General features: G+C 73.2%; 21 protein-coding genes and 1 pseudogene. 4 read left to right on the forward strand and 18 right to left on the reverse strand.

Translation table 11 applies throughout. The features are described 5' to 3' along the window. Positions 1-155: 155 nt before the first annotated feature. Positions 156-1,787 (forward strand): phospho-sugar mutase, encoded by a 1,632-nt coding sequence (locus tag Sru01_RS02620; protein ID WP_203982201.1) that lies wholly within the window; start codon positions 156-158, stop codon positions 1,785-1,787. A 225-nt stretch (positions 1,788-2,012) separates the two neighbouring features. Here the strand turns inward: Sru01_RS02620 and Sru01_RS02625 are convergent, their stop codons facing one another. From Sru01_RS02625 to Sru01_RS02645, 5 genes are all read right to left on the reverse strand, one after another. Next, complete coding sequence (locus Sru01_RS02625) at positions 2,013-2,645, reverse strand: PH domain-containing protein (protein WP_203982202.1); 633 nt, start codon at positions 2,643-2,645, stop codon at positions 2,013-2,015. Positions 2,646-2,726: 81 nt separating this feature from the next. Further along, positions 2,727-3,806: an adenosine deaminase gene (locus Sru01_RS02630; RefSeq protein ID WP_203982203.1), complete on the reverse strand. Its 1,080-nt coding sequence runs from the start codon at positions 3,804-3,806 to the stop codon at positions 2,727-2,729. A 53-nt stretch (positions 3,807-3,859) separates the two neighbouring features. Then, entirely contained in the window at positions 3,860-4,213 is a 354-nt protein-coding gene (locus Sru01_RS02635) for a cupin domain-containing protein (RefSeq protein WP_203982204.1), read from the reverse strand. Between the two features lie 55 nt (positions 4,214-4,268). After that, a complete protein-coding gene (locus tag Sru01_RS02640; RefSeq protein WP_203982205.1) occupies positions 4,269-4,985 on the reverse strand; it encodes an AMIN-like domain-containing (lipo)protein in 717 nt (238 codons plus the stop codon). 380 nt (positions 4,986-5,365) lie between these two features. Then, positions 5,366-6,814 (reverse strand): MFS transporter, encoded by a 1,449-nt coding sequence (locus Sru01_RS02645; RefSeq protein ID WP_203982206.1) that lies wholly within the window; start codon positions 6,812-6,814, stop codon positions 5,366-5,368. A gap of 86 nt (positions 6,815-6,900) precedes the next feature. Here Sru01_RS02645 and Sru01_RS02650 point away from each other — a divergent pair, with 86 nt between their 5' ends. After that, the gene (locus Sru01_RS02650; protein ID WP_203982207.1) at positions 6,901-7,272 is read left to right on the forward strand and encodes a MarR family transcriptional regulator; all 372 of its coding nucleotides are present in this window, start codon (positions 6,901-6,903) and stop codon (positions 7,270-7,272) included. A gap of 207 nt (positions 7,273-7,479) precedes the next feature. On the opposite strand, the gene Sru01_RS02655 is transcribed toward Sru01_RS02650, so the two are convergent. The 9 genes and pseudogenes from Sru01_RS02655 to Sru01_RS02695 form a co-directional block, all read right to left on the reverse strand. After that, positions 7,480-8,757, reverse strand: a complete 1,278-nt coding sequence (locus Sru01_RS02655; RefSeq protein ID WP_203982208.1) for a thymidine phosphorylase — start codon at positions 8,755-8,757, stop codon at positions 7,480-7,482. A gap of 33 nt (positions 8,758-8,790) precedes the next feature. After that, entirely contained in the window at positions 8,791-9,255 is a 465-nt protein-coding gene (locus tag Sru01_RS02660; RefSeq protein WP_203982209.1) for a cytidine deaminase, read from the reverse strand. 31 nt (positions 9,256-9,286) lie between these two features. After that, entirely contained in the window at positions 9,287-10,558 is a 1,272-nt protein-coding gene (locus Sru01_RS02665; protein ID WP_203982210.1) for an ABC transporter permease, read from the reverse strand. Further along, positions 10,555-11,502, reverse strand: a complete 948-nt coding sequence (locus tag Sru01_RS36515) for an ABC transporter permease (RefSeq protein WP_239136834.1) — start codon at positions 11,500-11,502, stop codon at positions 10,555-10,557. Before Sru01_RS36515 ends, Sru01_RS02665 begins: the two co-directional genes overlap by 4 nt. Before the next feature lie 567 nt (positions 11,503-12,069). Then, positions 12,070-13,692, reverse strand: a pseudogene (locus Sru01_RS02675) (ABC transporter ATP-binding protein); the annotation flags it as partial. A gap of 224 nt (positions 13,693-13,916) precedes the next feature. Further along, positions 13,917-14,975 (reverse strand): BMP family lipoprotein, encoded by a 1,059-nt coding sequence (locus Sru01_RS02680; RefSeq protein WP_307811948.1) that lies wholly within the window; start codon positions 14,973-14,975, stop codon positions 13,917-13,919. A 223-nt stretch (positions 14,976-15,198) separates the two neighbouring features. Next, positions 15,199-16,437: a M20 family metallopeptidase gene (locus tag Sru01_RS02685; protein ID WP_203982212.1), complete on the reverse strand. Its 1,239-nt coding sequence runs from the start codon at positions 16,435-16,437 to the stop codon at positions 15,199-15,201. Then, on the reverse strand, positions 16,424-17,605 hold the full coding sequence (locus Sru01_RS02690) for a glutamate--cysteine ligase (protein WP_203982213.1): 1,182 nt from the start codon (positions 17,603-17,605) through the stop codon (positions 16,424-16,426). Before Sru01_RS02690 ends, Sru01_RS02685 begins: the two co-directional genes overlap by 14 nt. A 162-nt stretch (positions 17,606-17,767) precedes the next feature. Then, on the reverse strand, positions 17,768-17,995 hold the full coding sequence (locus tag Sru01_RS02695; RefSeq protein WP_239136805.1) for an SCO4848 family membrane protein: 228 nt from the start codon (positions 17,993-17,995) through the stop codon (positions 17,768-17,770). A 108-nt stretch (positions 17,996-18,103) separates the two neighbouring features. On the opposite strand from Sru01_RS02695, the gene Sru01_RS02700 reads away from it, so the two are divergent. Next, positions 18,104-19,264: a D-alanyl-D-alanine carboxypeptidase family protein gene (locus Sru01_RS02700; RefSeq protein WP_239136807.1), complete on the forward strand. Its 1,161-nt coding sequence runs from the start codon at positions 18,104-18,106 to the stop codon at positions 19,262-19,264. 33 nt (positions 19,265-19,297) lie between these two features. Here Sru01_RS02700 and Sru01_RS02705 read toward each other — a convergent pair whose 3' ends face one another. The 3 genes from Sru01_RS02705 to Sru01_RS02715 form a co-directional block, all read right to left on the reverse strand. Continuing rightward, on the reverse strand, positions 19,298-20,239 hold the full coding sequence (locus tag Sru01_RS02705; RefSeq protein WP_203982216.1) for a YihY/virulence factor BrkB family protein: 942 nt from the start codon (positions 20,237-20,239) through the stop codon (positions 19,298-19,300). A 110-nt stretch (positions 20,240-20,349) separates the two neighbouring features. Then, the gene (trpS, locus tag Sru01_RS02710) at positions 20,350-21,354 is read right to left on the reverse strand and encodes a tryptophan--tRNA ligase (RefSeq protein WP_203982217.1); all 1,005 of its coding nucleotides are present in this window, start codon (positions 21,352-21,354) and stop codon (positions 20,350-20,352) included. Between the two features lie 63 nt (positions 21,355-21,417). Continuing rightward, positions 21,418-22,860, reverse strand: coding sequence for a hemolysin family protein (locus tag Sru01_RS02715; RefSeq protein WP_239136809.1), 1,443 nt, complete (start codon positions 22,858-22,860; stop codon positions 21,418-21,420). Between the two features lie 164 nt (positions 22,861-23,024). Here Sru01_RS02715 and galE point away from each other — a divergent pair, with 164 nt between their 5' ends. Next, complete coding sequence (galE, locus tag Sru01_RS02720; RefSeq protein WP_203982218.1) at positions 23,025-23,987, forward strand: UDP-glucose 4-epimerase GalE; 963 nt, start codon at positions 23,025-23,027, stop codon at positions 23,985-23,987. On the opposite strand, the gene Sru01_RS02725 is transcribed toward galE, so the two are convergent. Further along, a complete protein-coding gene (locus Sru01_RS02725) occupies positions 23,977-24,864 on the reverse strand; it encodes a COG1361 family protein (RefSeq protein ID WP_203982219.1) in 888 nt (295 codons plus the stop codon). The genes galE and Sru01_RS02725 overlap by 11 nt on opposite strands. Between the last annotated feature and the right edge of the window lie 51 nt (positions 24,865-24,915).

Genomic DNA, 24,915 nt, shown 5'->3' on the forward strand with positions numbered 1-24,915 from the left:
CACCGGCAGCGGGAGCCGCTCTCGCGGGCGGCTCGGCGGTGGCCGGGACTCGACGGCTCCGCGAAGGACGTCCCCGAGGTCACCAGGATCACAGAGGGCCGGAACGCCGGCGCCGACCACCCGGTGGCTCGGCTGGTTGCGAACAAAGGGGTGCGATGTCCGATCTGGTGCGGCGGGCGGAAGAGTGGTCGGCGCAGGACCCTGACCCGGAGACCCGGGCGGAGCTGTGGCGGATCCTCGCCGCCGGTGACACCGACGCGCTGCGGGACCGGTTCGGGGCCCGGCTGGAGTTCGGCACCGCCGGCCTGCGCGGCGAGCTGGGCGCCGGGCCGAACCGGATGAACCGCGTCACCGTGATGCGCGCGGCGGCCGGGCTGGCCGCCCGGCTCGGCCCCGGCCGGCACGTGGTGATCGGGTACGACGCGCGGTACAACTCCGACGTGTTCGCCCGCGACTCGGCGGCGGTGCTGACCGGCGCCGGGCTGCGCGTCTCGCTGATGGCCGAGCGGTGGCCCACCCCGGTGCTGGCCTTCGCCGTCCGCCACCTGGACGCGGACGCCGGGATCATGGTCACCGCGTCGCACAACCCGCCGCGCGACAACGGGTACAAGGTCTACTGGGGGGACGGCGCGCAGATCGTGCCGCCGCTGGACGCGGAGATCTCCGCGGCGATCGACGCGGCCGGCCCGGTGGACCGGCTGCCGCTCGGCGACCGGTGGGAGACGCTGTCCGACGCGGCGATCATCGAGCCGTATCTTGCGGCGCTGGCCGGACTGCCGCTCGGTGACGCCCGCGATCTCAAGGTCGTCTACACCCCGATGCACGGCGTGGGCGGCGAGTTGCTGCTGCGCGCGTTCCGCGCCGCCGGGTTCGCCGAGCCGGAGCCGGTGGCCGCGCAGTTCGCCCCGGACCCGGAGTTCCCCACCGTCTCCTTCCCGAACCCGGAGGAGCCCGGCGCGATGGACCTGGCGCTGGCCCAGGCGGCGGCGTCCGGCGCGGACCTGGTGATCGCCAACGATCCGGACGCGGACCGGTGCGCCGTCGGGGTGCCGCTGCCGGGCGGCGGCTACCGGATGCTCACCGGGGACGAGGTCGGCGGGCTGCTCGGCGAGTATGTGATCGAGCGGACCTCGGCGGCGGACCGGCTGGTCGCCGCGTCCATCGTCTCCTCGTCCCTGCTCGGCAAGATCGCCAAGGCGCGCGGGGTGCGGCACGCCGAGACGCTGACCGGGTTCAAGTGGATCGTGAAGGCCGGCGACGGGATGGTCTACGGCTACGAGGAGGCCCTCGGCTACACCGTCGGCTCAGACGCCGGGCTGCCGGTGCGCGACAAGGACGGCATCGGCGCCGCGCTGGCCGTGGCCGCACTGGCGGCGCAGGCGAAGCGGGACGGCCGGACGCTGCTCGACCTGCTGGACGACCAGGCCCGGGCGTACGGGCTGCACGCGACCGCGCAGCTGTCGGTGCGGGTGGCCGACCTGTCGCTGATCACCGGCGCGATGGCCCGGCTGCGCTCGGCGCCGCCGGATCGGCTGGGCGGCCGGGACGTGCTGGCCGCCGACGACCTGAGCGCCGGGGTGGCCGGGCTGCCGCCGACCGACGGCCTGCGTTACCGCCTGGACGGCGACGCCCGGGTGGTGGTCCGCCCGTCCGGTACCGAGCCCAAGCTCAAGTGCTACCTGGAGGTCGTCGTCCCGGTCACCGCGAACCCCGGAGAGGCCCGCGAGCGGGCCACCCGGGACCTCGCGGCGCTGAAGGCCGACCTCGCCGCCGTCCTGGAACTGTGATCGGCCGCCGCCGGGCCGCTGTCCGGCATGATGTCGTCGTCCGCGCCACCGATCGAGGTGGGCGTCGCCTCGCCGGTCACCGAGCTTGACCTGATCACGCGGCCCGGCGGTCGTAAGACTCCAGGGCCGATGGAGCGGGGGTCGATGTGTCGACCCGTCGCACCCAGGGCCGCGGCCGGCGAAGCCTGACGACCGCGGGCCGGGCCCGGTCTTCCGGGGACCGGGTCAGGAGAAGATGAGGGCGGCGATGACCAGGATCAGGGCGGCGGCGATGGCGGCCAGCGCGGTGGGCGACCAGGTGGACGTCATCGTCCCGCGCTCGGTGGCCAGGCGGGCGCGGCGCTCGGCGGTCTCGGTGAGCTGCTGGGCGACCCAGTCGGCGTGCGTGCGGCCGGCCATGGCCGACAGCGCGGCCTGCTCGGCCTTGGAGACCTTCGGCTGCAGGTCGAACCCGCGCGCCTTGGGGCCGGTCGAGGTGGGCGAGGCGGCCGCGGCGCCGCGGCGGGCGGCTCTGGCCCGCTCGCGCGCCGAGGCCTGCGGCGTCCAGCAGCGGACGCTCTGCTCGCCGGACTCGATGGCGATGGTGTGCGAGACGCGCACCGCGTCGACGGCCTTCCATGGCACGAGGATGTTGCGCAGCGGGTTGCGCACCAGCACGCCGTCCTCGCCGGCGACGATGGCCGGGCGCAGGCAGCCGACGAAGACGGCCGCGGTCAGCACCCCGAGGACCGCGCCGGCGACCAGCGCGGTCGGGATCCGGCCGTTGAGGATCAGGTCGACGGCGTTGAAGCCGGCGAACGCCATCCACACCCAGCCCAGGAACCAGGCGATCTTCGACCGGAACACCTGTGGCTTCACCGCTCACCGGCCCCTTTCCGTCTACCGGCCCGGCCTGCCAGCGGGCCGGGCGCTCCAACGCTAACGCCTGCGGCGCGGTGCTCAGGCCTGCCACTTGAGTTTGGCGAATCCGGGCTTGATGACGCCGTTGATCAGGGCGAGCCGGTCGTCGAACGGGATGAACGCCGACTTCATCGCGTTGACCGTGAACCACAGCAGGTCGTCCCAGTCGTAACCGAACGTCTGGACCAGGGCGGCGAACTCCTTGGAGACCGAGGTGTCGCTCATCAGCCGGTTGTCGGTGTTGACGGTCACCCGGAAGTGCAGGCGGCGCAGCAGGCCGATCGGGTGCTCGGCCAGCGAGTCCGCCGCGCCGGTCTGCAGGTTGGACGTGGGGCACATCTCCAGCGGGATGCGCTTGTCGCGCACGTAGGCGGCCAGCCGGCCGAGCTTGGCGGTGCCGTCTGCGGCGACCTGGATGTCGTCGATGATGCGCACGCCGTGGCCGAGCCGGTCGGCACCGCACCACTGGATGGCCTGCCAGATCGACGGCAGCCCGAACCCCTCGCCGGCGTGGATGGTGAAGTGCGCGTTCTCCCGCTGGAGGTACTCGAAGGCGTCCAGGTGGCGGGTGGGCGGGTAGCCGGCCTCGGCGCCGGCGATGTCGAACCCGGCCACGCCGACGTCCCGGTACCGCACGGCCAGCTCGGCGATCTCCATGGACCGGGCCTGGTGGCGCATCGCGGTGAGCAGCGTGCCGACCCGGATGCCACGCCCCTGCGAGCCGGCCTGGAAGCCGTCCAGTACCGCCGTGACGACCTCGTCCAGGGACAGGCCGGTGGAGGTGTGCTGCTCGGGCGCGAACCGCACCTCGGCGTAGACCACGCCGTCGTCGGCGAGGTCCTCGGCGCACTCGGCGGCGACCCGGACCAGCGCCTCCCGGGTCTGCATCACGCCGACGGTGTGGTCGAAGGTCGTAAGGTAGCGCTCCAGCGAGCCAGAGTCGGCGGCCGCGCGGAACCAGGCGCGCAGCTCTTCGGCGTCTGTGGTGGGCAGCCCGGTGTAGCCGGTCTCCCGGGCGAGGTCGATGATCGTCTGCGGTCGCAGGCCGCCGTCGAGGTGGTCGTGCAGCAGCACCTTCGGGGCCCGGCGGATCGCGTCGAGCTGTGGCTGGTCGTTCATCTCAGCATCTTATGGACTCGTCCCGCGTTCCGGCGGGCCGGGCGGGGGGGTTCTCACTCCTCGCGGCCGGCGGTCTCCGGGGAGAAGGCGGGCGTGCACACCGCGACGTACTCGGCGCCCTCCGGGCCGGCCGAGTAGCGGACCTTCTCCCCCGGCGCGGCGACGAACGCCTGGCCGGCCGGGACCTCGGTCACCCCGTCGGCGTGCTCGACCACGACGGTGCCGCGCAGCACCACGGTGTACTCGGTGAACTCCGGGGCCTGGGCCGGCTCCGACCAGCCGGCCGGGGCGGTCATGTGGGCGATGGACAGCCCGTCGTCGCCGCTGTTCACCCGGCCGACGTACTCGTCGATGACCTTGCCGCCCGGCACCGGGACCCGGGTGGGCTCGCTGATGATGCGTACCATCGCGCCAGTCTATTGAACCTCTGCCGTCCGGTCGCCCCAGGTCGGCGGGCGGGCGTCAGTGCGCGATGTCGATGATCAGGCGCGGCGGGGACGGCTGCTCGAAGACGCGGAACGCGGCCGGGTGCCGCAGCCCGAGCCCGACGGTGACCACGCCCTCGAAATCGCCGGCGCGCACGACGCCGCGCAGGTTGGGCAGGTCCGCGCGCAGCACCGGCCGGCGCTTCCAGGTCGGCCGGCCGTCGTCGGTGTGCGCGGCGGCCGGGGAGATCCGCACCCGCAGGAACGCCTCCCCGGGGAGGTCCACCGGGTCGCCGGAGCCGTCCTCGACCAGGCGCGCCACCCGGTCGACGGTGTAGCCGGTGCGGGTGCCGCGCAGGTCGATGACGACCCGGTCGTACCGCTGGTGGGCGGCGAACCGCACGCCGAGGACCAGCGGCGGCTCGGCCGGGGAGCGGCGGACCCGGACCGGGTCGGTGCCGGTGGGCGGTGGCAGGTCCTGGACACCGGCCGCGGCGGTCGGCGGCCCGGAGGCCGGGACGGACGGCGAGGGCACCCTGACCGGCGGGGCGGTCGGCGGCGTGGCCGGCGGGACGGCGGACGGCGAGGCGGGCTCGGCTGACGGCCCGGAAGGCTCGGCGGAGGCCCCGGCGGAGGGCACCGCGGAAGGCTCGGTGGTCGTCGTGGCGGCCGTGCCGGGCGGGGTGCCGGTGCCGCCGCATCCGGCGAGCAGGACGAGAGGAACCAGCGCGGCGGCGGCGGAGATCCTCTTCATGGCGCCTCGGCCTCCTCAGGGCGGGTGCACCGGGCTCCCGGTGTCCCTTCGTTGCTCCTTGCTGCCGACAATGCCTCACCCGGCCGCCGGGAAACCCGCCGTCATCGAAAAGTGTCCATGTCCGGCCGCCCGGCCGGCCGATCCTTCTTCTGGGCACCGCCCTACACCTGGACGAAACGCACCGGGGCCGCTGCGGGCCCCCGCGGACGGCTCCGCCCCGGCGCCCAAAGCGCGTACCGGTCCGGCGGAGGCGGGGAGAGCCCTGGGAGCGGGCGTGACGCGGAGCCTGGAACGGTGCGGCCCCCGGCGCGGGTGGCGCCGGGGGCCGATCAGGGGTTCGGGATGATCACATGCTCAGGACGGTCACGCGTTGAGGACGGTCAGACGGTCGCCGGGACCTCCGCCTCCTCCTCGGTGGCACCGGGGGCCGCCGGGACGGCGGCCGGCCGGGCCCGGACCAGGCCGGTGACGGCGATGCCCAGTCCGATCAGGGCGACCACCGCGCACACCGCGAAGGAGGCGTGGATGGCGGGCAGGGTGACCGTGCCCCCGTCGGCGGTCACCACGGCGGCCACGACGGCGAGCACCAGCGCGCCGCCCACCTGGCCCGAGGTGTTGAGCAGCCCGGACGCCAGGCCCTGCTCCTCGTCGGCCACCCCGTTGGTGGCCTGGATGTTCAGCGACGGGAACGACAGGGCGAACGCGACGCCGAGCAGCAGCATGCCGGGGATGACCAGGGTCACCAGGCCCGGGTTCTCGCCGGCGCCGAGGAAGACGGCGTACCCGCCGGCCAGCGCGGCCGAGCCGATCACGATCAGCCGGCCGGTGCCGAACCGGTCGGCGAGGTCGCCCATCTTGGTGGAGGTGACCGCGACGAGCAGGCCGGCCGGGAGGAACGCCAGCGCCGTCTGCAGCGCGGACCAGCCGAGCAGGTTCTGGAAGTACTGCATGGCGACGAACTGGAAGGAGACGTAGGAGCCGAACAGCACGACCAGCCCCAGGTTGGCCCGGACCAGCGGCGCGGACTTCAGGATGGACAGCCGGACCAGCGGGTGCCGTACCTTCAGTTCGATGGCCACGAACAGGCCGAGCAGCGCGACGGCGGCGGCGAGCACGCCGATGGTGCGCGGCGAGCCCCAGCCGGACTCGGGCGCCTGGACGACGCCGAACACCAGCAGCAGCATCGAGAAGGTGATGGTGGCGGCGCCGGCCAGGTCGTAACCGCCGGCCGGTGGCTTCTCGCCCGAGTGCCGGGGCAGCAGCCGCAGGCCGGCGACCAGGGTGATGACGGCGACCGGCACCGGCATCAGGAAGGTCCAGCGCCAGCCGATCTCGGTCAGCAGGCCGGAGAGCACCAGGCCGAGGGAGAAGCCGCTGGCGCCGCAGGCGGTGAAGATGCTGAGGGCCCGGTTGCGGGCCGGCCCCTCGGCGAAGGTCGTGGTGATGATGGACAGCGCGGCCGGGGCGGTGAAGGCGGCGCTGATGCCCTTGACGAACCGGGCGACGATCAGCAGGGCGCCGTCGTTCATCAGCCCGCCGAGCAGGGACGCGACCGCGAACACCGCGAGGGCGGTCAGGAAGACCCGCCGGCGTCCGAGCAGGTCGGCGGCCCGGCCGCCGAGCAGGAGCAGACCGCCGTATCCGAGGACGTACCCGCTGACCACCCACTGCAGGTTCGCGGTGGACAACCCGAGGTCGGCCTGGATGGACGGCAGGGCGACGCCCACCATCGAGACGTCCAGCGCGTCGAGGAAGACGACGGCGCAGAGCACGGCGAGCGCGCCCCACAGGCGCGCGTCCCACCGATCGGCTTGTGCGGAGGGGATCATGTGAAGCACATTACATGCGCATGCATTCAATGCACAAACATTTAATGCTTTTGCATCTAATGTGTGCGCATGCTACTATCGCGGGCATGGCGGAGCCCGATGTCGTGACCTCCTGGCGGGAGCTGATGGCGCGGCATGCCGATTGCTCGGGCCGGCTGGAGCGGGAGCTGGGCGAGAAGCACGGCCTGGGCGTCAGCGACTTCGAGGTGCTGGACCGGATGGCCGAGTCCGAATGCGGCAAGTACCGCGTGCAGGAGCTGGCCGACGTCGTCCACCTGAGCCAGAGCGCGCTGTCCCGCCTCATCTCCCGGCTGGAGAAGGCCGGGCTGGTCTGCCGCAGCATGTGCGTCGACGACCGCCGGGGCGTCTTCGTCGCGCTCACCGACGCCGGGCGGGAACGCCACCGCGAGGCCCTGCCCACCCACCGCGCCGTGCTCCGCGATTCCTTCAGCGGCTGACCGCGCCACCCGCGCGGAGCCGGCCCCACGGCCGAGGAGCGGTCCCGGCCGCGCCGGGCGCGGACCGGCGCGCGTCACCGGCGGCCGGGTGCGCCAGGGCCGGCCCCGAAGGCCCGAGCCGGCGCGCCGGGCGGCCGCGGAAAGCACTCGCCCACCGGCGGCCGCCAGGCACCGGGTCAGCCCGATCAGGCCGGCCCGGCACTCCCGTCAAGCGGTGATCTTGTCGATGACCAGCGGCAGCAGCGCCGGATCGGCCGCTTCGCCGACCTCGTAGGCGTTGTCCAGCGCCGCCAGCGCCCGCGGGAAGCGCTCGGCGTCGTCGGCGTGCAGCGTCATCAGCCGCTGCCCCTCGCGTACCGCGTCGCCTGGCCGGGCGTGCAGGGTGATCCCCGCGCCGAAGGACACCGCGTCCTCCTTGCGCGCCCGCCCGGCGCCGAGCCGCCAGGCGGCCAGCCCGACCCGGTAGGCGTCCAGCCGGGACAGCACCCCGGTCGCGGGCGCGGTCACCTCGGCGGTCTCCGCGGCGACCGGCAGCGGCGCGTCCGGGTCGCCGCCCTGCGCGGCGATCATCCGCCGCCAGGCGTCCATGGCCGACCCGTCCGCCAGCGCGTCCGCCGGGTCCTTGCCGGACAGCCCGGCGGCGGCGAGCATCTCGCGGGCCAGCCGCACGGTCAGCTCCACCACGTCGGCCGGGCCGCCGCCGGCCAGCACCTCGACGGACTCGGCGACCTCCAGCGCGTTGCCCACCGCCAGGCCGAGCGGCCGGTCCATCGCGGTCAGCAGCGCGACGGTGGTCACCCCGTGGTCGGTACCGAGCTCGACCATGGTGCGGGCCAGCTCGCGCGCCGCGCCGGCATCCTTCATGAACGCGCCGGAGCCCACCTTCACGTCCAGCACCAGCGCGCCGGTGCCTTCGGCGATCTTCTTGGACATGATCGAGGACGCGATCAGCGGGATCGACTCCACCGTGCCGGTGACGTCGCGCAGCGCGTACAGCTTCTTGTCGGCCGGCGCGAGCCCCTCCCCGGCCGCGCAGATGACCGCGCCCGCCTCGCGCAGCACGCCGAGCATCTCCTCGCCGGACAGCGAGGCCCGCCAGCCGCGGATCGACTCCAGCTTGTCCAGGGTGCCACCGGTGTGGCCGAGACCGCGCCCGGACAGCTGCGGCACGTAGCCGCCGCACGCGGCCACCAGCGGGGCCAGCGGCAGGGTGATCTTGTCGCCCACCCCGCCGGTGGAGTGCTTGTCGGTGGTGGGCCGGTCCAGCGACGACCAGTCCATCCGGGTGCCCGAGCGGATCATCGCCTCGGTCCACCGGCCGATCTCCGCCCGGCCCATCCCGTTGAGCAGGATCGCCATGGCGAGCGCCGACATCTGCTCGTCGGCCACCTCGCCCCGGGTGTAGGCGTCGACGACCCAGTCGATCTGCTCGGCGGACAGCTCGCGGCCGTCTCGCTTGGTGACGATGACGTCGATCGCGTCCATGTGGTCCCCCCGGATGATCGGCAGATGTAGCGGTCAGGCGCCGCGGGACAGGTCGTCCGGGCCGAACGCGAACGGCAGGAGGTCGGCCATCCGCGCCGGGCCGTCCGGCGTCTCCACCCACAGCTCCGGGCCGCCGTGCTCGAACAGCAGCTGCCGGCAGCGCCCGCAGGGCATCAGCAGCTCACCGTGCCCGTCCACGCAGGTGAAGGCCACCAGGCGGCCGCCCCCGGAGGCGTGCAGCGCCGACACCAGCCCGCACTCCGCGCACAGGCCGAGGCCGTAGGAGGCGTTCTCCACGTTGCATCCGGTCACCACCCGGCCGTCGTCCACCAGGGCGGCGGCGCCGACCGGGAACTTGGAGTACGGCGCGTAGGCGTGCGCCATCGCGTCGGTGGCCAGGCCGCGCAACGCGTCCCAGTCGACGGTCCGGCCGGTGTCGACCGTGTCCGCGGTGTCGCCGGTGTCGCCGGTGTCGCCGGTGCGGTCCTGCTGGGTCATGTCGCCTTGCTCCCCCGGGTGGTCTGGCCGGTCATTTGCCCTGCCCGCGCCGGTACGGCAGGCCGTCGGCGGCCGGCATGCGCAGCCGCTGGGACGCCACCGACAGCACCAGCAGCGTGGTCAGGTGCGGCGTGAACGAGGTGAACTGCTCGGGCACCGTGTCGGTCAGCGCGAAGACCGCGAAGACCAGCATCGCGAAGATGCCGCTGATCAGCGCCGCCCGGCTCCGGCCGAGCCGGACCAGCTGGTAGACGCCCACCGCGGCCAGCAGCAGCGCCACCACCAGCAACAGCGCGTGCACCGAGGTGCCGCCCTGGCGCAGTTGCAGGGCGTCGGTGTACCCGAACAGCAGCGCGCCGCCGGCCAGCCCGCCCGGCCGCCAGTTACCGAAGATCATGGCCGCCAGGCCGATGAACCCGCGGCCGCCGGTCTGCCCCTCGCGGTAGATGCCGGCCGCCACGATGGCCAGGAACGCGCCGCCGAGCCCGGCCAGCGCGCCGGAGACCACCACCGCCACGTACTTGTGGAAGTAGACGTTGACGCCGAGCGACTCGGCGGCCACCGGCCGCTCGCCGCAGGCGCGCAGGCGCAGGCCGAACGCCGTCCGCCACAGCACGTAGTAGCTGAGCGGCACCAGCAGCACGGCCACGATGGTGAACAGCGACACGTTCTGCGTCAGGCCGCGCAGCAGGCCGGCCAGGTCGGCGAGCAGGAACCAGCGCGTCCGTTCCAGGTCCTCCAGCGGCCCGCCGACGAACGGCAGGCTGACCGTCGAGATCGCCGGGATGCGCGGCGACTGGGTCTCGCCGCCGCCCTTCATGCCGACGAAGACCAGCTTGGACAGGTACTGGGTGACGCCCAGGCCGAGGATGTTCAGCGCGACGCCGGAGATGATGTGGTCCACCCCGAAGCTGACGGTGGCGACGGCGTGCAGCAGGCCGCCGAGCGCGCCGCCGATCGCGCCGGCCACCACGCCCGCCCACGGCGAGCCGAAGGCGAGCCCGCCCCAGGCGCCGAACCAGGTGCCGAGGATCATCATGCCCTCGAGGCCGATGTTGACCACGCCGGACCGCTCCGACCACAGGCCGCCGAGCGCGGCCAGCCCGATCGGCACGGCCAGGCCGATGGCGGCACCGATGGTCCCGCCGGAGGTGATGTCGGTCGCCCCGGTGAGCGCGCGGGCCAGCGCCACAAGCACCAGCAGGCCGAGCCCGGCCAGCAGGATCATCCGCCGGTCCAGGCGCGGCCGGCGGGGGTCCGGCGGCGCGGCGGGCGGGGCCGCGGTGACCTCGGAGACCGTCATGCCGTCGCTCCTTCCACCGGCGCGGCGCCGGCCGACAGCTGCCGGCTCACCCGGCGCTGCTGGGCGGCCATCCGGTACCGGTGCACGAGCTCGTAGGCGATGATGACCGAGAGCACGGTGGTGCCCTGCATGATGATCACGATCTCCTTGGGGATCCCGTTGAAGTCCAGGATGTCGGAGGAGCTGTCCAGGAAGCTCCACAGCAGCGCGCCGACCGCGATGCCGGCCGGGTTGTTGCGGCCGAGCAGGGCGATGGCGATGCCGGTGAAGCCGAGCCCGGTCGGGAAGTCCAGGCTGTAGGAGTAGGACGCGCCGAGCAGTTGGGGCATGCCGACCAGGCCGGCCACCGCGCCCGAGATGATCATCGTGGTGAGGACCATCTTGCGGACGTTCACCCCGCTGGCCACCGCCGCCGACTCCGACCGGCCGGTGGCGCGCATGTCGAAGCCGAGCCGCGTCCGGTTGAACAGCACGTAGTACGCCAGCCCGAGCACGGCGGCGACGATGACGAACCCGAAGACCTTGGCCTGGGTGCCGGGCACCAGGGCGAGCCCCGGGAACTGGCCGGACGCCGGGATCGGCCTGGTGCCGATGTTGTTGCTGCCCGACACCGGCACCGCCAGCCGGTCCGGGTGCAGCAGCCAGGCGCCGATGCCGGTCGCGATGGCGTTCAGCATGATCGTGGAGATGACCTCGCTGACGCCCCGGGTGACCTTCAGCAGGCCGGCGATGGACGCCCAGACCCCGCCCACGATCACCGCGACCAGCACGGTGGCGCCGACGTGCAGCGGGCCGGGCAGCACCAGCGTGCCGCCGACCGCCGCGGCGACCAGCGCCGCCAGCCGGTACTGGCCGTCCACCCCGATGTTGAAGAGGTTCATCCGGAAGCCGACGGCGACCGCCAGCGCGGAGATGTAGTAGGTCGTCGCCAGGTTGACGATCATCACGATCGTGCGCGGCTGGGTGCCGAAGTCGACGAGCAGCGCCAGCGTCTCCAGCGGCGCGCTGCCGGTCAGCAGCAGCACGACCGAGGTGATCAGGGCGGCGAAGGCGATGGCCAGCAGCGGCGCGGCCAGCCCGAGCAGACCGCCCAGGTGCACCCGGCCGAGCAGCCGGTCGGTGAACGACGACCCCTCGGTGCCGGCCGGCCGCCGGCGGGTGGCCGGCGGCGCCGCGTCCGCCGCACCGGCGGTGCCGCCCTCGCGAGCGCCGCCGTCCTCGCGGGTGGTGCCGTCCGCACGTGCCGGACCGTCCTGGACCGCACCGTCCTGGACCGTGCCGTCCCGGGTCGGGGCGCCCGGGCCGGCCGGGCCGTCCAGCCGCGAAGCGCCGTCCTGCCTGGCCGTCTCACCGGTGACACCGGCCGGGCCGGCCGCGGTGCCGGAGGTACCACCGGCCGCGATTTCGGCGGCGGTCCCGTCCACCGAGCCGTCCACCGAGCCGTCCGCGGTCCCGGCCGCGGTGCCGGCCACCCGGCCGTCCGGGATGCCGTCCGCCGGGGTGGCCGCCGTCCCGGGTGCGGGGGCGTCCGGGTCCCCCGGCGGGTCTGCGTGGCCGGACCGGCGCTCGCCCGCGCCGGTCATCGCCGAGCCGAGCCGTTCGGGGGTGACGTCCCGGGGGTCGACGTCGGCGACCATCCGGCCGCGCAGGATCACCTTGAGCGAGTCGGACAGCCCGATCAGCTCGTCCAGGTCCGCCGAGATCAGCAGCACGGCCAGGCCGGCGGCCCGGGCCGCCCGCAGGTGGTCCCAGATCGCGGCCTGCGCACCCACGTCGACGCCGCGCGTCGGGTGCGAGGCGATCAGCACCACCGGCTCGCCGCTCAGCTCGCGGCCGACGATCAGCTTCTGCTGGTTGCCGCCGGACAGGGTGGCGGCGTCCACGTCGATGCCGGGCGTGCGGACGTCGTAGTCGCGGACGATCCGCTGGGTGTCGGCGCGGGCGCCGGCCCGGTCGACGAACGGGCCCTTGACGTTCGGCCGGCGGGTCTGGTGGCCGAGGACGCGGTTCTCCCAGAGCGGCGCCTCCAGCAGCAGGCCGTGCCGGTGCCGGTCCTCGGGGATGTAGGCGATGCCGCCCTCGCGCCGGCGCAGCGTCGGCCAGCCGGAGATGTCGATCTCGCCGAGCCGGACGGCGCCGGTGGCGGCGCGCATGCCCATGATGGCCTCGACCAGCTCGGCCTGGCCGTTGCCCTCGACCCCGGCGATGCCGAGCACCTCGCCCCGATGGATCTCGAAGGAGACGTCCTCGACCAGCGCGCGGCCCTCGGCGTTGCGCACGGTCAGGCCGCGCACCGACAGCGCCACCTGGTCGGTCACCGTCGACTCGCGGGTCTGCGGGCTCGGCAGCTCGCTGCCCACCATCAGCTCGGCCAGCTGCCGCGAGGTGACCTCGCCGCGCCGGACGCCGGCCACCGTGGTGCCGCGCCGGATGACGGTGATCGCGTCCGCGACCGACAGCACCTCGTCCAGCTTGTGGGAGATGAAGATGATCGTCAGGCCCTCGCGGACCAGCCCGCGCAGGTTCTCGAAGAGCTCGTCGACCTCCTGCGGCACCAGCACCGCGGTCGGCTCGTCCAGGATCAGGATGCGCGCGCCGCGGTAGAGCACCTTGAGGATCTCCACCCGCTGGCGGGCGCCGACACCGAGGTCCTCGACCAGCACGTCGGGCTGGACGCCGAGGCCGTAGAGATCGGAGATCTCCTTGATCCGCCGGCGGGCGCCGGCGAAGTCGATGCCCGGCCCGCCCGCGCGCGGCTCGCTGCCCAGGATGATGTTCTCCAGGACGGTGAGGTTGTCGGCGAGCATGAAGTGCTGGTGGACCATACCGATGCCGGCCGCGATCGCGTCGGCCGGGGTGCGGAAGGAGACCGGGGCGCCATCGATCCTGATCTCCCCCTCGTCCGGCCGCTGCATGCCGTAGAGGATCTTCATCAGCGTGGACTTGCCCGCGCCGTTCTCGCCGACGATGGCGTGCACGTGGCCGCGCCGCACGCTGAGCCGGATGTCCCGGTTGGCGACGACGCCGGGGAACCGCTTGGTGATGCCCCGGAGCTCGACGGCCGTGTCGGTCCCGGTATCGGCATCGGTCGCGGTTACCGGAGGATTCGAAGTGCTGATGGCCGCCTCCTCCATGCGGGTGGCCTCGGTGGCGGAACTGGCGCGCCCAGGCGGCGAGGCGGTGGCCCGGCCGGAGGACGGCCGTGCTGCCCGGGTGGCGCAGCCTGCCGGAAACGGACGGGCTGACCTGCGCGGACGCTCCAGCGGCCTGGTGGGCGGGCCGGGACGTCGCGGGACGCAGCGAACTGTAGCCGAAAGGGCCCGGTGGTACGACCGCCGGGCCCTGTCCGCTCAGATCGTCACTCGGTGGGAACCTTGATCTCGCCGCTGATGATCTTGTCCTTGTACTCGTCCAGCTTGGACTTGATGTCGCCGACCTGGTCACCGGTGGTGGAGTAGTCGACGCCACCCGCCTTGAGGTCGTAGACGGTCGGGCCCGCCTTGACGGTGTTCTCGCTGAAGCTCTTGAGGAAGTCGAACACCGCGACGTCGACCTTCTTCAGCATCGAGGTCATGATGACGTCGCGCACGCTCTCGTCCGCGGTGAGCGCCTGGTCGGAGTCGACCCCGATGGCCTTGGCCTTGGCCGCCTTGGCCGCCTCGAACACGCCGCCGCCGGAGCCGCCGGCCGCCTGGTAGACGATGTCGGCGCCCGCGTCGTACATGCCCTCGGCCGCGGTCTTGCCCTTGGCCGGGTCGTTGAACCCGCCGAAGTCCGGCGGCTGGCTCAGGTACTTGACGTCGATCTTGATGTCCGGCTTGACGGCCTTGGCGCCCGCCGCGTAACCCGCCTCGAACTTCTTGATCAGCGGGACCTGCACGCCGCCGACGAAGCCGATGTGGCCCTTCTCGCTCTTCAGTGCCGCCGCGGCGCCGACCAGGAAGGAGCCCTCGTTCTCGGCGAACACCAGGTTGCTGATGTTCGGCCCCTGGGCCGCGTCGTCGACGATCGCGAACTTGGTGTCGGGGAACTCGGTCGCGATCTTCTTGATGGCCTCGGAGTAGGCGAAGCCCACCGCGATCACCGGGTTGAAGCCGCTCTGCGCGAGCAGGCGCAGCCGCTGCTCCTTCTGGGCGCCGGTCTCGCCCGAGCCGGCCTCCAGCTCCTTGACCTCGCCGAGCTTCAGCTCGGTCTTGGCCTTGTCCATCCCCGCGGCGGCGGCGTCGTTGAACGACTGGTCACCGCGGCCGCCGATGTCGTACGCGAGCCCGACCTTGGCGCCCTCCGGCGCCGCCGAGGAGGCGCCCGACGCACCCGGCGCGGCCGAGGTCTCGCCACCGTCACTGTTCCCACACGCCGCGGCGGCCATCAGCATGGCCCCCATCGCGGCGGTGGCGGCCAACCTGCCGGCATGCATCCGAAGCAAGGTGACTCCTCCCGTGTCTTCGCCGTGTGTGCACGCGCGAAGGAACGCACGGCAACCCTGCACGGAAGATAGTTGTTCTACCGGGGTTGGCCAAACCAGAGCCATGCTCCGCAATAGGTCCGTTATGCAGCTAGGGCCGGCCTGTGACCTGCGGAACCGTGATACGGGTCCGCCGGGGCGGCGCGCTCGGGGCGCCCGCGCCGCGGGGCGGCGCTCAGACGTTCACCGGTTCGGCGGAGTCCCGGTCGGTCGCGTGGCAGCCGTCCCACAGCGCGGTGAGCGCGGTGGCCGCCAGCACTCGCACCCCGGCCGCGATGCAGCGCTCGTCGACGTCGAAGGTGCCCTGGTGGATGTCGACCTGCCGGGTCTCGTCGGGGGCGCGGACGCCGAGCCGGGCGTAGGCGCCGGGCACCGACTCCAGGTACCAGCCGAAATCCTCCCCGCCCAGGGACTGCGGCGTCGGCACCGCGGCGTCCGGGCCCAGGACCTGGCCGGCCGCGTCGCGCAGCATCTGCACGCTGGCCGGCTCGTTGATCGTCGGCGGCACCCCGCGGACGTAGTTCATCTCGGCCTCGACCCCGTAGGCCATCGCCACCGAGTCCAGCAGCGCCTTGAACAGGTCGGGGGCCTCGTGCCAGGCCTGCTCGTCCAGGCAGCGGATGGTGCCCTCGGCCAGGCCGTCGTCGGGGATGGCGTTGGCCACCGAACCGGCCTGGACCCGGCCCCACACCAGCGACAGCGACGAGCGGGGGTCGACGCGCCGGCTCAGCGCGGCCGGCAACTCAGTGACGATCTTGGCGAGGGCGAAGACCAGGTCGGCGGTCAGGTGGGGGCGAGCGGTGTGGCCGCCGGGGCCGGCCACCCGGACGCTCACCTTGTCGCAGGCACCGGTGATCGGGCCGACGCGCAGGCCGATCTTGCCGACCGTGAGGCGCGGATCGCAGTGCAGGCCGAAGATGCGGTCCACCCCGCTGATACCGCCCGCCTCCAGCACCTTCAGCGCCCCGCCGGGCATGACCTCCTCGGCGGGCTGGAAGATCAGCCGGACCCGGCCGGGGAGCAGCCCGGCGGCGGCCTGCCCGGCCAGGAACAGCCCGGTGCCGAGCACGACCGTGGTGTGCACGTCGTGCCCGCAGGCGTGGCACACGCCCGGGATGGTCGAGCGGTAGGAGACGTCCTTCTCGTCCGGCAGCGGCAGCGCGTCGATGTCGGCGCGCAGCGCGACGATCGGGCCGTCACCGGAGCCGATGTCGCAGATCAGGCCGGTGCCGCGCGGCAGGGTGGTCGGCACCAGCCCGGCCTCGGCCAGCCGGGTGGCGATGCGCTCGGTGGTGCGGTGCTCGACGAACCCGAGCTCGGGATGGGCGTGCAGATCGCGCCGGAACTCGATGAGGGACTCGTCGTGCGCCTTCAGGAACGCGTCGAGCTCCCCTGGTAGATCACGTGCCGGCATGACCGATCGCCCCGTTCGACATCCTCGGATTGGTGGTGACGAAGCGGTCGTCCCTCAGCTCCACGATCGTCGCGTCCACGACGTCGTCGAGGGTGCCGCCTTCGGAAAGCATCGCCCGCTGGCGCTCGCAGGAGTTGCCCTGCTCCACCACGTCGGACATCACCGCGAGCTCCTCGGCGCAGCCGAGCCGCTCGGCCACCGGCGCGAGCTCGCGGGTCAACTCGTACAGCATGTCGCGCATCGGCGCGGTCGAGCCGTGGTCGTCGGTGATGACGAGGGCGTCCATGCCGTACCGGGTGGCCCGCCACTTGTTGTCGCGCACCACCCAGGGAGCCGGGTGGGGCAGCCGGTAGCCGCGGTCGAGCTGCTGGTCGAACTGCTGCACCAGACACTGCGACAACGCCGTCACCATCCCGACCTCTCTCAGGGTCGGTATACCGTCGAACATTCGAATCTCAATCGTGCCGAAGTCGGGGTGTGGTCGAATGTCCCACCACACCTCCTTGATGCTCTTGATGGTCCCCGCGCGCTTCAGGGTGTCCATGTACTCTTCGAACTCCGCCCAGTCCGCCAGCATCTGCGGCGGGCCCGCGGTCGGCAGGGCGCCGAAAACGATGGCCCGACTGGAGGCGAGACCGGTGTCCTGGCCGCCCCAGTACGGGCTGGAGGCCGTCAACGCCAGGAAGTGCGGCAGGTAGGCCGCCAGCGCGTTGACGATGGGAATGACTTTATCCCTTTCCCGGACCCCCACGTGGACATGTACGCCAAATGTTTGGATCCGCCAGGCCAGCCACTGCATCTCCTCGACCAGCTCGGTGTACCGCTGCACCGGGGCGTACACCGCCTCGCGCCAGTCGCTGATGGCGTGCGTCCCCGTGCAGGCCAGCGACAGGCCGCGCGGCTCCACCACCTCGCGCAGCCGGTCGATCGTGCCCCGCAGGTCGCGCAGCGACTCCGACACCGTGTGCCGGACATCGGTGATGATCTCCAGCTGGGACTGCATCAGCTCGTGCATCACCTTCGGCCGGGGGCCCTCGCTGAGCTCGGGGATGGCCGCCAGGACGTGTTTGGCGTCCTGGCGCAGGCGCCGGGTGTGCGTGTCGACCAGCTGGAGTTCCCATTCCACGCCCAGTGTCGGGCCGCGCGAAGGATTGAACTGGATCGTCACCGGGCGCCTCCATGGCAGGTTCCAAGGCCGAGTCTCCGCCGCGCCAGGAAATCCGCCAACCCGTACGGGCACCCCAGTCCGCCACGCCTTATCTCTTAACTCGGCCAGGCTGGCAGATCGGAGAGAGGACTCACCTACCGACGGCCGACCGCAAAGCGGTCGTTAATCATCTGCCCTCCCCGCGGAGCTCGTAAGCGAGCCACCCCGCCAGCCGCGCCATCCCACGATGCCCAGCGCCAGGGCGAGCAGGAGGTTGACCCCGACCAGAACGCCGTGCACGACGTAGAAGGCGGTGGGATGCCCGTCAGCCAGGTTGACGGCGAGGTTGACCCACTCCACGGCCATGAAGGCGGCCAGCACCAGCAGGAACGCCGCGACGCGTCGTGTCATCTTCACCTCCTCCATGTTACCGCGCGCCATTGACCAGGCTCTTCGCGATCTTTGTCGTGTCTTGCCCCACATGAAAAGCGACAAAGCTACGCTGATTTCCCTATGGGGATGAAGCACGTAACTGTCATCGGCGCCATCGCGCTGGCCGGCGGACTGGCACTCGCCGTCCCGGGCGGCGGCGCGCGCGCCGCGTCCGACGACGGCGGGCCCGTCGGCGGCGCGCTGCTGGCGGGCCGCGGCGTGGTGGTCGCCGAGAACGCCCGGCGGCTGCCGAAGACCGAGGCGTCCGCCTTCGTGGTGGCCGACGCCGACACCGGCCAGGTACTGGCCGCCAAGGATCCGCACGGCCGCTACCTGCCGGCCAGCACCCTCAAGATCCTCACCGCGGTCACCCTCATCCCCCGGCTGAAGAAGAACCGGACGGTGCTGCCGAGCGCGGAGGCCTGCAACCAGGAGGGCAGCGCCGTCGGCCTGACCCGGCACCGGATCTACACGATCGAGGACCTGTTCCGGGCGCTGATGATGGTCTCCGGCAACGACGCGGCGGTGGCGCTGGCCGAGGCGAACGGCGGCCTGGCCCGCACGCTGGCCGACATGAACGCCGAGGCCCGCCGGCTGCGCGCGACGGACACCGTGGCCAAGACGCCGAACGGCCTGGACAAGCCGGGCCAGAGCAGCTCGGCCTACGACCTGGCACTGATCGCCCGCGCCGGGCTCGGCCACCCCGACTTCCGCCGCTACATCAGCACCAAGGTCGCGGAGTTCCCTGCTCCCGGCGGCAAGCACTACCAGATCGCCAACCACAACCGGCTGCTCGGCCGCTACCCCGGCATGCTCGGCGTGAAGAACGGCTGGACGAGCAAGGCGCTCGGCAGTTTCGTCGGCGCCGCCCGGCGGGACGGCCACACCATCATCGTGTCGATCATGCATCACGAGGGCGGGTTCTGGAAGGAGGTCGAGGACCTGCTGGACTGGGGGTTCGCCGCCCGGGGGAAGGTGACCCCGGTCGGCGCCCTGGTCGGACCGGTGCCCTCGGTCAAGCCCACCCGGCCGGTCGGCGGCCCGCCGAAGGCCGCTCCCCCGGCCGGCCGTCCCGTGCCGCCCGCCGAGGTGGCCGACGACTCCCCGGTGGTGGGAGCCGGCGCCCTGGTACTGGCGGTCGCCCTGCTCGGCGGCGCGGTGTGGATCGTGTACGGCGTGCGGCGGCGGGCGCGGGCCGGCGCGGCCTCCTCGCCCGGCGGCGGTCCGCACCAGGTCGACCACGACTGATCCGGGCGGCGGCGCGGCGTCCCGCCGGGACGGTCAGGCGAACTCGTTGACCGGCATCGGCGTCGGCTCCGGCGGCGGGGCGCCGTCGGCGGTGGACGTCCACGCCGCCACATACAGCGAGAGGCGGGCGGCCAGGTTGATCCAGACCAGCAGGCCGACCACCACGGCGAACGCCCCGTAGATCGGGTTGGTCAGCGTGTGGGCGAGCAGCAGGGTCGCCAGCTGCTTGAGCAGGCCGAACCCGATGGCGCCGAGCAGCGCCCCCTTGAGCACGGTGATCAGCGGCTTGCCCACCTTCCCCAGCCAGGTGAGGATGATCAGGAACACCAGCATGTCGGCCACGACGCTCATCACCACGCCGGCGGTGCGCACCAGGACGGTGGCGACCATCGAGTCGCCGAGGCCGATCCAGCCGAGCACGGTGCCGGTGGCCTGCACGGCGAACCCGCCGACCAGCACCGACAGCACGCCGGCCCCGCCGATCAGCAGCAGCGCCACCAGGTCGCGCAGCTTGCCGAGGAACCAGTTCAGCGGCTCCTCGCAGCTCACGACCATCTCGCGGAGCGCCTCGCGCAGCGCGTCGATCGCGCCCAGCCCGGCGTAGAGCAGGCCGAGCAGGCCGATGACGCCGGCGCCGCGGCGCGCCTCGGCGAGCTGTCCGATGTTCACCTGGTCCGCCAGGCCGGGCAGTTGCCGGTTGATCGTATAGATGATCACGTCCCGCAGGTCGGCGCGCACCGCGACCACGTATCCGGCCAGCGCGAAGGCCAGCGCGAGCAGCGGGAAGAACGACAGGAACGCGAAGTAGGTGATGCCGCCGGCCAGCCGGTCGCCGCGCTGGCTCTGGTAGCGGTGCACGGTGCGCAGCAGGTGGTCGAACCATGCCCAGCGGATGCGGTAGTGCTCGGTCGCGGCCCGGCCGCGTTCTTTCGCCGCCTCGATCCGGTGCGGGATCGAGGCCCACGCGCTTCCCATTACTCGCATCTACCCGCAGCGCGGCCGGTATGCCCGCCGGGCCGCGGGTGATGCGGCCTTTCCCGGCCGCCCCGCCCGGCGGCCGGGCGGGGCGGCCGGGCGGCGCGGCGCTAGACCTTGGGCAGCAGGCCGCGGTTCTCCCGGGCGGACGCCATGGTCTCGCGGGCGATGGCCGCGGCGCGGGCCGAGCCGATGGCCAGCAGCTTGTCCAGCTCGGCCTCGTCGGCCAGCAGCTTGACGACCCGCTCGCGGATCGGGGCGAAGGTGTCGGTCACCACCTCGGCGACGTCCTTCTTGAAGGTGCCGTAACCCTGCCCGGCGTACCGCGCCTCCAGCTCGGGCACCGGGGTGCCGGTCAGCACCGACTGGATGCGCAGCAGGTTGGTGACGCCCGGCTTGTTCTCCGGGTCGGCGACCACCTCCGAGCCGGTGTCGGTCACCGCCCGCATGATCTTCTTGCGCAGTGGGCCGGGCTCCTCCAGCACCTCCAGCAGGCCCTGCGGGCCGGACGACGTCTTGGACATCTTGGCCAGCGGATCCTGCAGGTCGGCGATCTTCTCGACCTCCTTGACGATGTAGGGCTCGGGCACGGTGAAGGTCGGCCCGTACCGGCTGTTGAACCGCTGGGCGAGATCGCGGGTGATCTCCAGGTGCTGCTTCTGGTCGGCGCCCACCGGCACCTGGTCGGTCTGGTACAGCAGGATGTCGGCCGCCATCATCATGGGGTAGGCGAACAGGCCGACCCCGGCGGCGCTCTCGCCGAGCCTGGCCACCTTGTCCTTGTACTGGGTCATCCGGCCGGCCTCGCCCATGCCGGTCTCGCACATCAGCATCCAGGCCAGCTCGGCGTGCTCGCGCACGTGGCTCTGCACGAACAGCGTGCTGCGCTCGGGGTCGATGCCGGCGCCGAAGAGCTGGGCCGCGGCGACCCGGGTGCGGCGGCGCACCTCGGCCGGCGAGGGGTGGACGGTGAGCGCGTGCAGGTCGGCGATGAAGTAGAAGGCGTCGTGCGTCTCCTGCATGCCGACCCACTGCCGGACGGCGCCCAGGTAGTTGCCGAGGTGGAAGGAGTCGGCGGTCGGCTGGATGCCGGAGAGTGCACGAGGTCTGGCCATGGTCCCTGATTCTGTCAGGTGCCGGGCAGGGTCCGCGACCTGATGGCCCGGTACCGCGGGCGGTCAGGCCGCCGGGCCGCCGCCCGCACCCTCATCGGCGGGCGGGACCTCCCGGTCTCCCGCGTCCGTCCGACCTCGCGCACCGGCGCCGTCCGCTGCGGCGGCCCGGCCCTGCGCGGTGGCCCGGTCTCCCGCGGCCCGGTCCTCCGCCCCGGCGGGCGGGGCGTCCGCGGCGTCGGCGACGATCCGCTTGACCACCCGCACCCGGGCGACCCGCCGGCCGTCCATCTCGGTCACCTCCAGCGAGTGGCCGGGGCCGTCCACCGTGTCACCGTGCCCGGGCAGCCGGCCGAGCGCGGCCATCAGGTAGCCGCCGAGCGTCTCGTACGGCCCGGGTTCCAGCCGGATGCCGGTCTCGGCGGCGAAGTCGTCCAGGTTGACCAGGCCTTCGATCTCGATCTCGCCGGCCGCCAGCCGCACCGGCCGCCCGTCGGCGTCGTACTCGTCACGGATGTCACCGGTGAGCTGCTCGACCAGATCCTCCATGGTCACGATGCCGGCGGTGCCGCCGTACTCGTCCACCACGATCGCCAGATGGTGGCCGTCGTTGCGCATCTCGGTCAGCGTGGACAGCACCCGCTTCGAGGCGGGCAGCAGCTTGACCGGGCGGATCGGCACCAGCTCGCTGATCGGCTCGATCCGGCCGACGAGCACCGGATCCAGCAGGTCGCGCACGTGGACGAACCCGATGACGTCGTCGTAGGAGTCGCGGTACACCGGGAAGCGCGAGTGCGGCATCGCGGCGGCGAGCACGGCGGCCTCGGCGAGCGGGGTGTCGGCCGCCATGAACTCGACCTCGGTGCGCGGCAGCATGACCTCGCGCAGGGCGCGCTTGCCCGCGGTGAACACCTCGTCGATCAGGTCGCGCTCGTCCTGGGGCAGTTCCTCGTGCGCGACCACCAGATCGCGCAGTTCCTCGGTGGTCATCGCGGCGCGGTCGGCCTCGGGGTTGCCGCCGACCAGCCGGACCACCCCGTCGGTGGACTTCGACAGCAGCCAGATCACCGGCCGGGACAGTGCCGCCAGCCGGTCCAGGAACGGCGCGGCCAGCATCGACAGCCCTTCGGCGCGCTGCAGGGCCAGCCGCTTGGGTGCCAGCTCGCCGAGCACCAGCGTGACGTAGGTGATGGCGATGGTCACCACCGCCAGCGACAGCGGCTTGGCGGCCCCGGACGGCAGCGACGTGCCGGCGAAGACCGGCTCCAGCTGGCCGGCCAGGGTGTCGGCGCCCACCGCGGCCGACAGCACGGTGGCCAGGGTGACCCCGATCTGCACCGCGGACAGGAAGCGGTTGGGGTCGCGGGCCAGCCGGGCGACGCGCGCCCCGCGGCGGCCCTCCTCGGCGAGCCGGCGCACCTGGCTCTCGCGCAGCGAGACCATGGCGATCTCGGCTGCCGCGAAGAACCCGCCGATCAGCACGAAGACCAGCACGAGGAGGATGTTCACCGCGAGGTTCTGCACGTCGATCGAGTCCGTTCGCAGAAGGCTCAGATGATGATGATCTGGTCAGCGTACCCGGTGGTGACTTACCGTCCGTCATCGGGCACAGCGTAGGCTTAGGTCGTACAATTTCCGACAGGATCACACAAGTTCCCACGAAGGGCGGCACAGTGAAGCTTCTGGTAACCGGGGGCGCGGGGTACGTCGGGAGCGCCGTGGCCGCCCGGCTGGTCGATACCGGGCACGACGTCACCGTGCTGGACGACCTGTCCACCGGCCACGCCGACGCCGTGCCGGACGGGGCCGCCTTCGTCCAGGCGCCGATCACCGAGGCCGCGGGTGTGCTGGCCGGGGGTTTCGACGGGGTGCTGCACTTCGCCGCCCGGTCGCTGGTCGGCGAGTCGGTGGCCCGGCCCGGCCTCTACTGGTCCAGCAATCTCGGCGGCACGCTGGCGCTGCTGGACGCCATGCGCGAGACCGGGGTCCGGCGCATGGTGTTCTCCTCGACCGCCGCCACCTACGGCGAGCCGGAGAGCACCCCGATCCCGGAGACGGCGCCCACCCGGCCGACCAACCCCTACGGCGCCTCCAAGCTCGCGGTGGACACCGCGCTGACGGCGTACGCGGGTCTGCACGGCCTGGGCGCGGTCAGCCTGCGCTACTTCAACGTCGCCGGCGCGCACACCGGCGCCGACGGCCGGGTGTACGGCGAGCGGCACGCGGTGGAGACCCACCTCATCCCGAACGTGCTGGCCGTGGCGCTCGGCCGCCGCGAGTCGGTGAGCGTCTTCGGCACCGACTACCCCACGCCGGACGGCACCTGCGTGCGGGACTACATCCACATCACCGACCTGGCCGAGGCGCACCTGCTGGCGCTGGACGCCTGCCGGCCCGGCGGCCACCAGATCTACAACCTGGGCAGCGGCAGCGGGTTCTCGGTCCAGGAGGTGATCGAGACGTGCCGGGAGATCACCGGCCATCCGATCCCGGCGGTGGTCGGCGAGCGCCGCGCGGGCGACCCGGCGGTGCTGGTCGCCTCCTCCGAACTCATCCGGCGCGAGCTGGGCTGGAAGGCCGAGCACGCCGGCCTGCGCACGATCGTCGGCGACGCCTGGGCGGCGCTCACCCGCTGACGTGCGGGCCGGCCGCACGCCGGCGGCCACTCCGGCGGCCGGCCGGCCGTACCGGCACCCGGGCGCGGGCGAGGTTGTCGGCCGGCCGGCGGTCGCCGAACCGGCGGGAGTAGATCATCGCCTCAGCGGCGGCCGGGCCGGCCGCGCCGCGCGGCACCCGGAAGACCAGGCTGAGCGTGCCGCGGGCCCCCGGCCGGATCGGGTGCAGCGCGCACCCGACCCGGCCGCCCCGGGCGGCGCACCGGGCCCCGCGGGCGGACAGGAAACGGGCGTCGCGCCCGGTGAGCCGCATCCGGGCGTCGGCGACCGCGTGCGGGCCGGCGTTGCGCACCGCGGCGGTGACGGTGAACCGCTGCCCGGGCCGGGCGCTCGGCGGGGAGGCCGACAGGCGGACGGCCAGGTCGGCGCCCTCGTCCACCCGGGTCGTCACCACCGCGCGGTTGTCGGCGTCGCGCCCGTCGACCACCTCCGAGCTCAGCCGGGCCGACGCCCGCAGCGGGCCCCGGGCGTCCGGGCTCACCAGGCCGACCACGGTCACCGCGCCGGTGGCGCCGGCCGGGATGTCCGCCGAGGAGGGGCACACCACCACGTGCCCGGACCGCCCCGGACGGCAGGTGGTCACGTTGACGGCGGCCACGTCCACCTCGTCGGGGACCCGGATGGTCAGCACCGGAAGCACCGCGTCGCCGGGGCCGGAGTTGCGCACCCGCGCCTGGTAGGTCAGCCACTGGCCGGGCTGCGCCACCCGCGGCCGGACCGCGAGGCGCACCGCCAGATCGGCGCCGCCGGCCCGGACACCGCCGGGCGCCGCCGCGGGGACGCCCGCGACCGCGAGCGCGACCAGACCGGCGGTGAACCCCGCCGAGAGCAGAACCATGGAACCCGACCCCCGTTCGCGACCATTGAACGCCCCGCGGGCCGCGTCGCG

The organism is Sphaerisporangium rufum, from assembly GCF_016863395.1.
Classification (GTDB): domain Bacteria; phylum Actinomycetota; class Actinomycetes; order Streptosporangiales; family Streptosporangiaceae; genus Sphaerisporangium; species Sphaerisporangium rufum.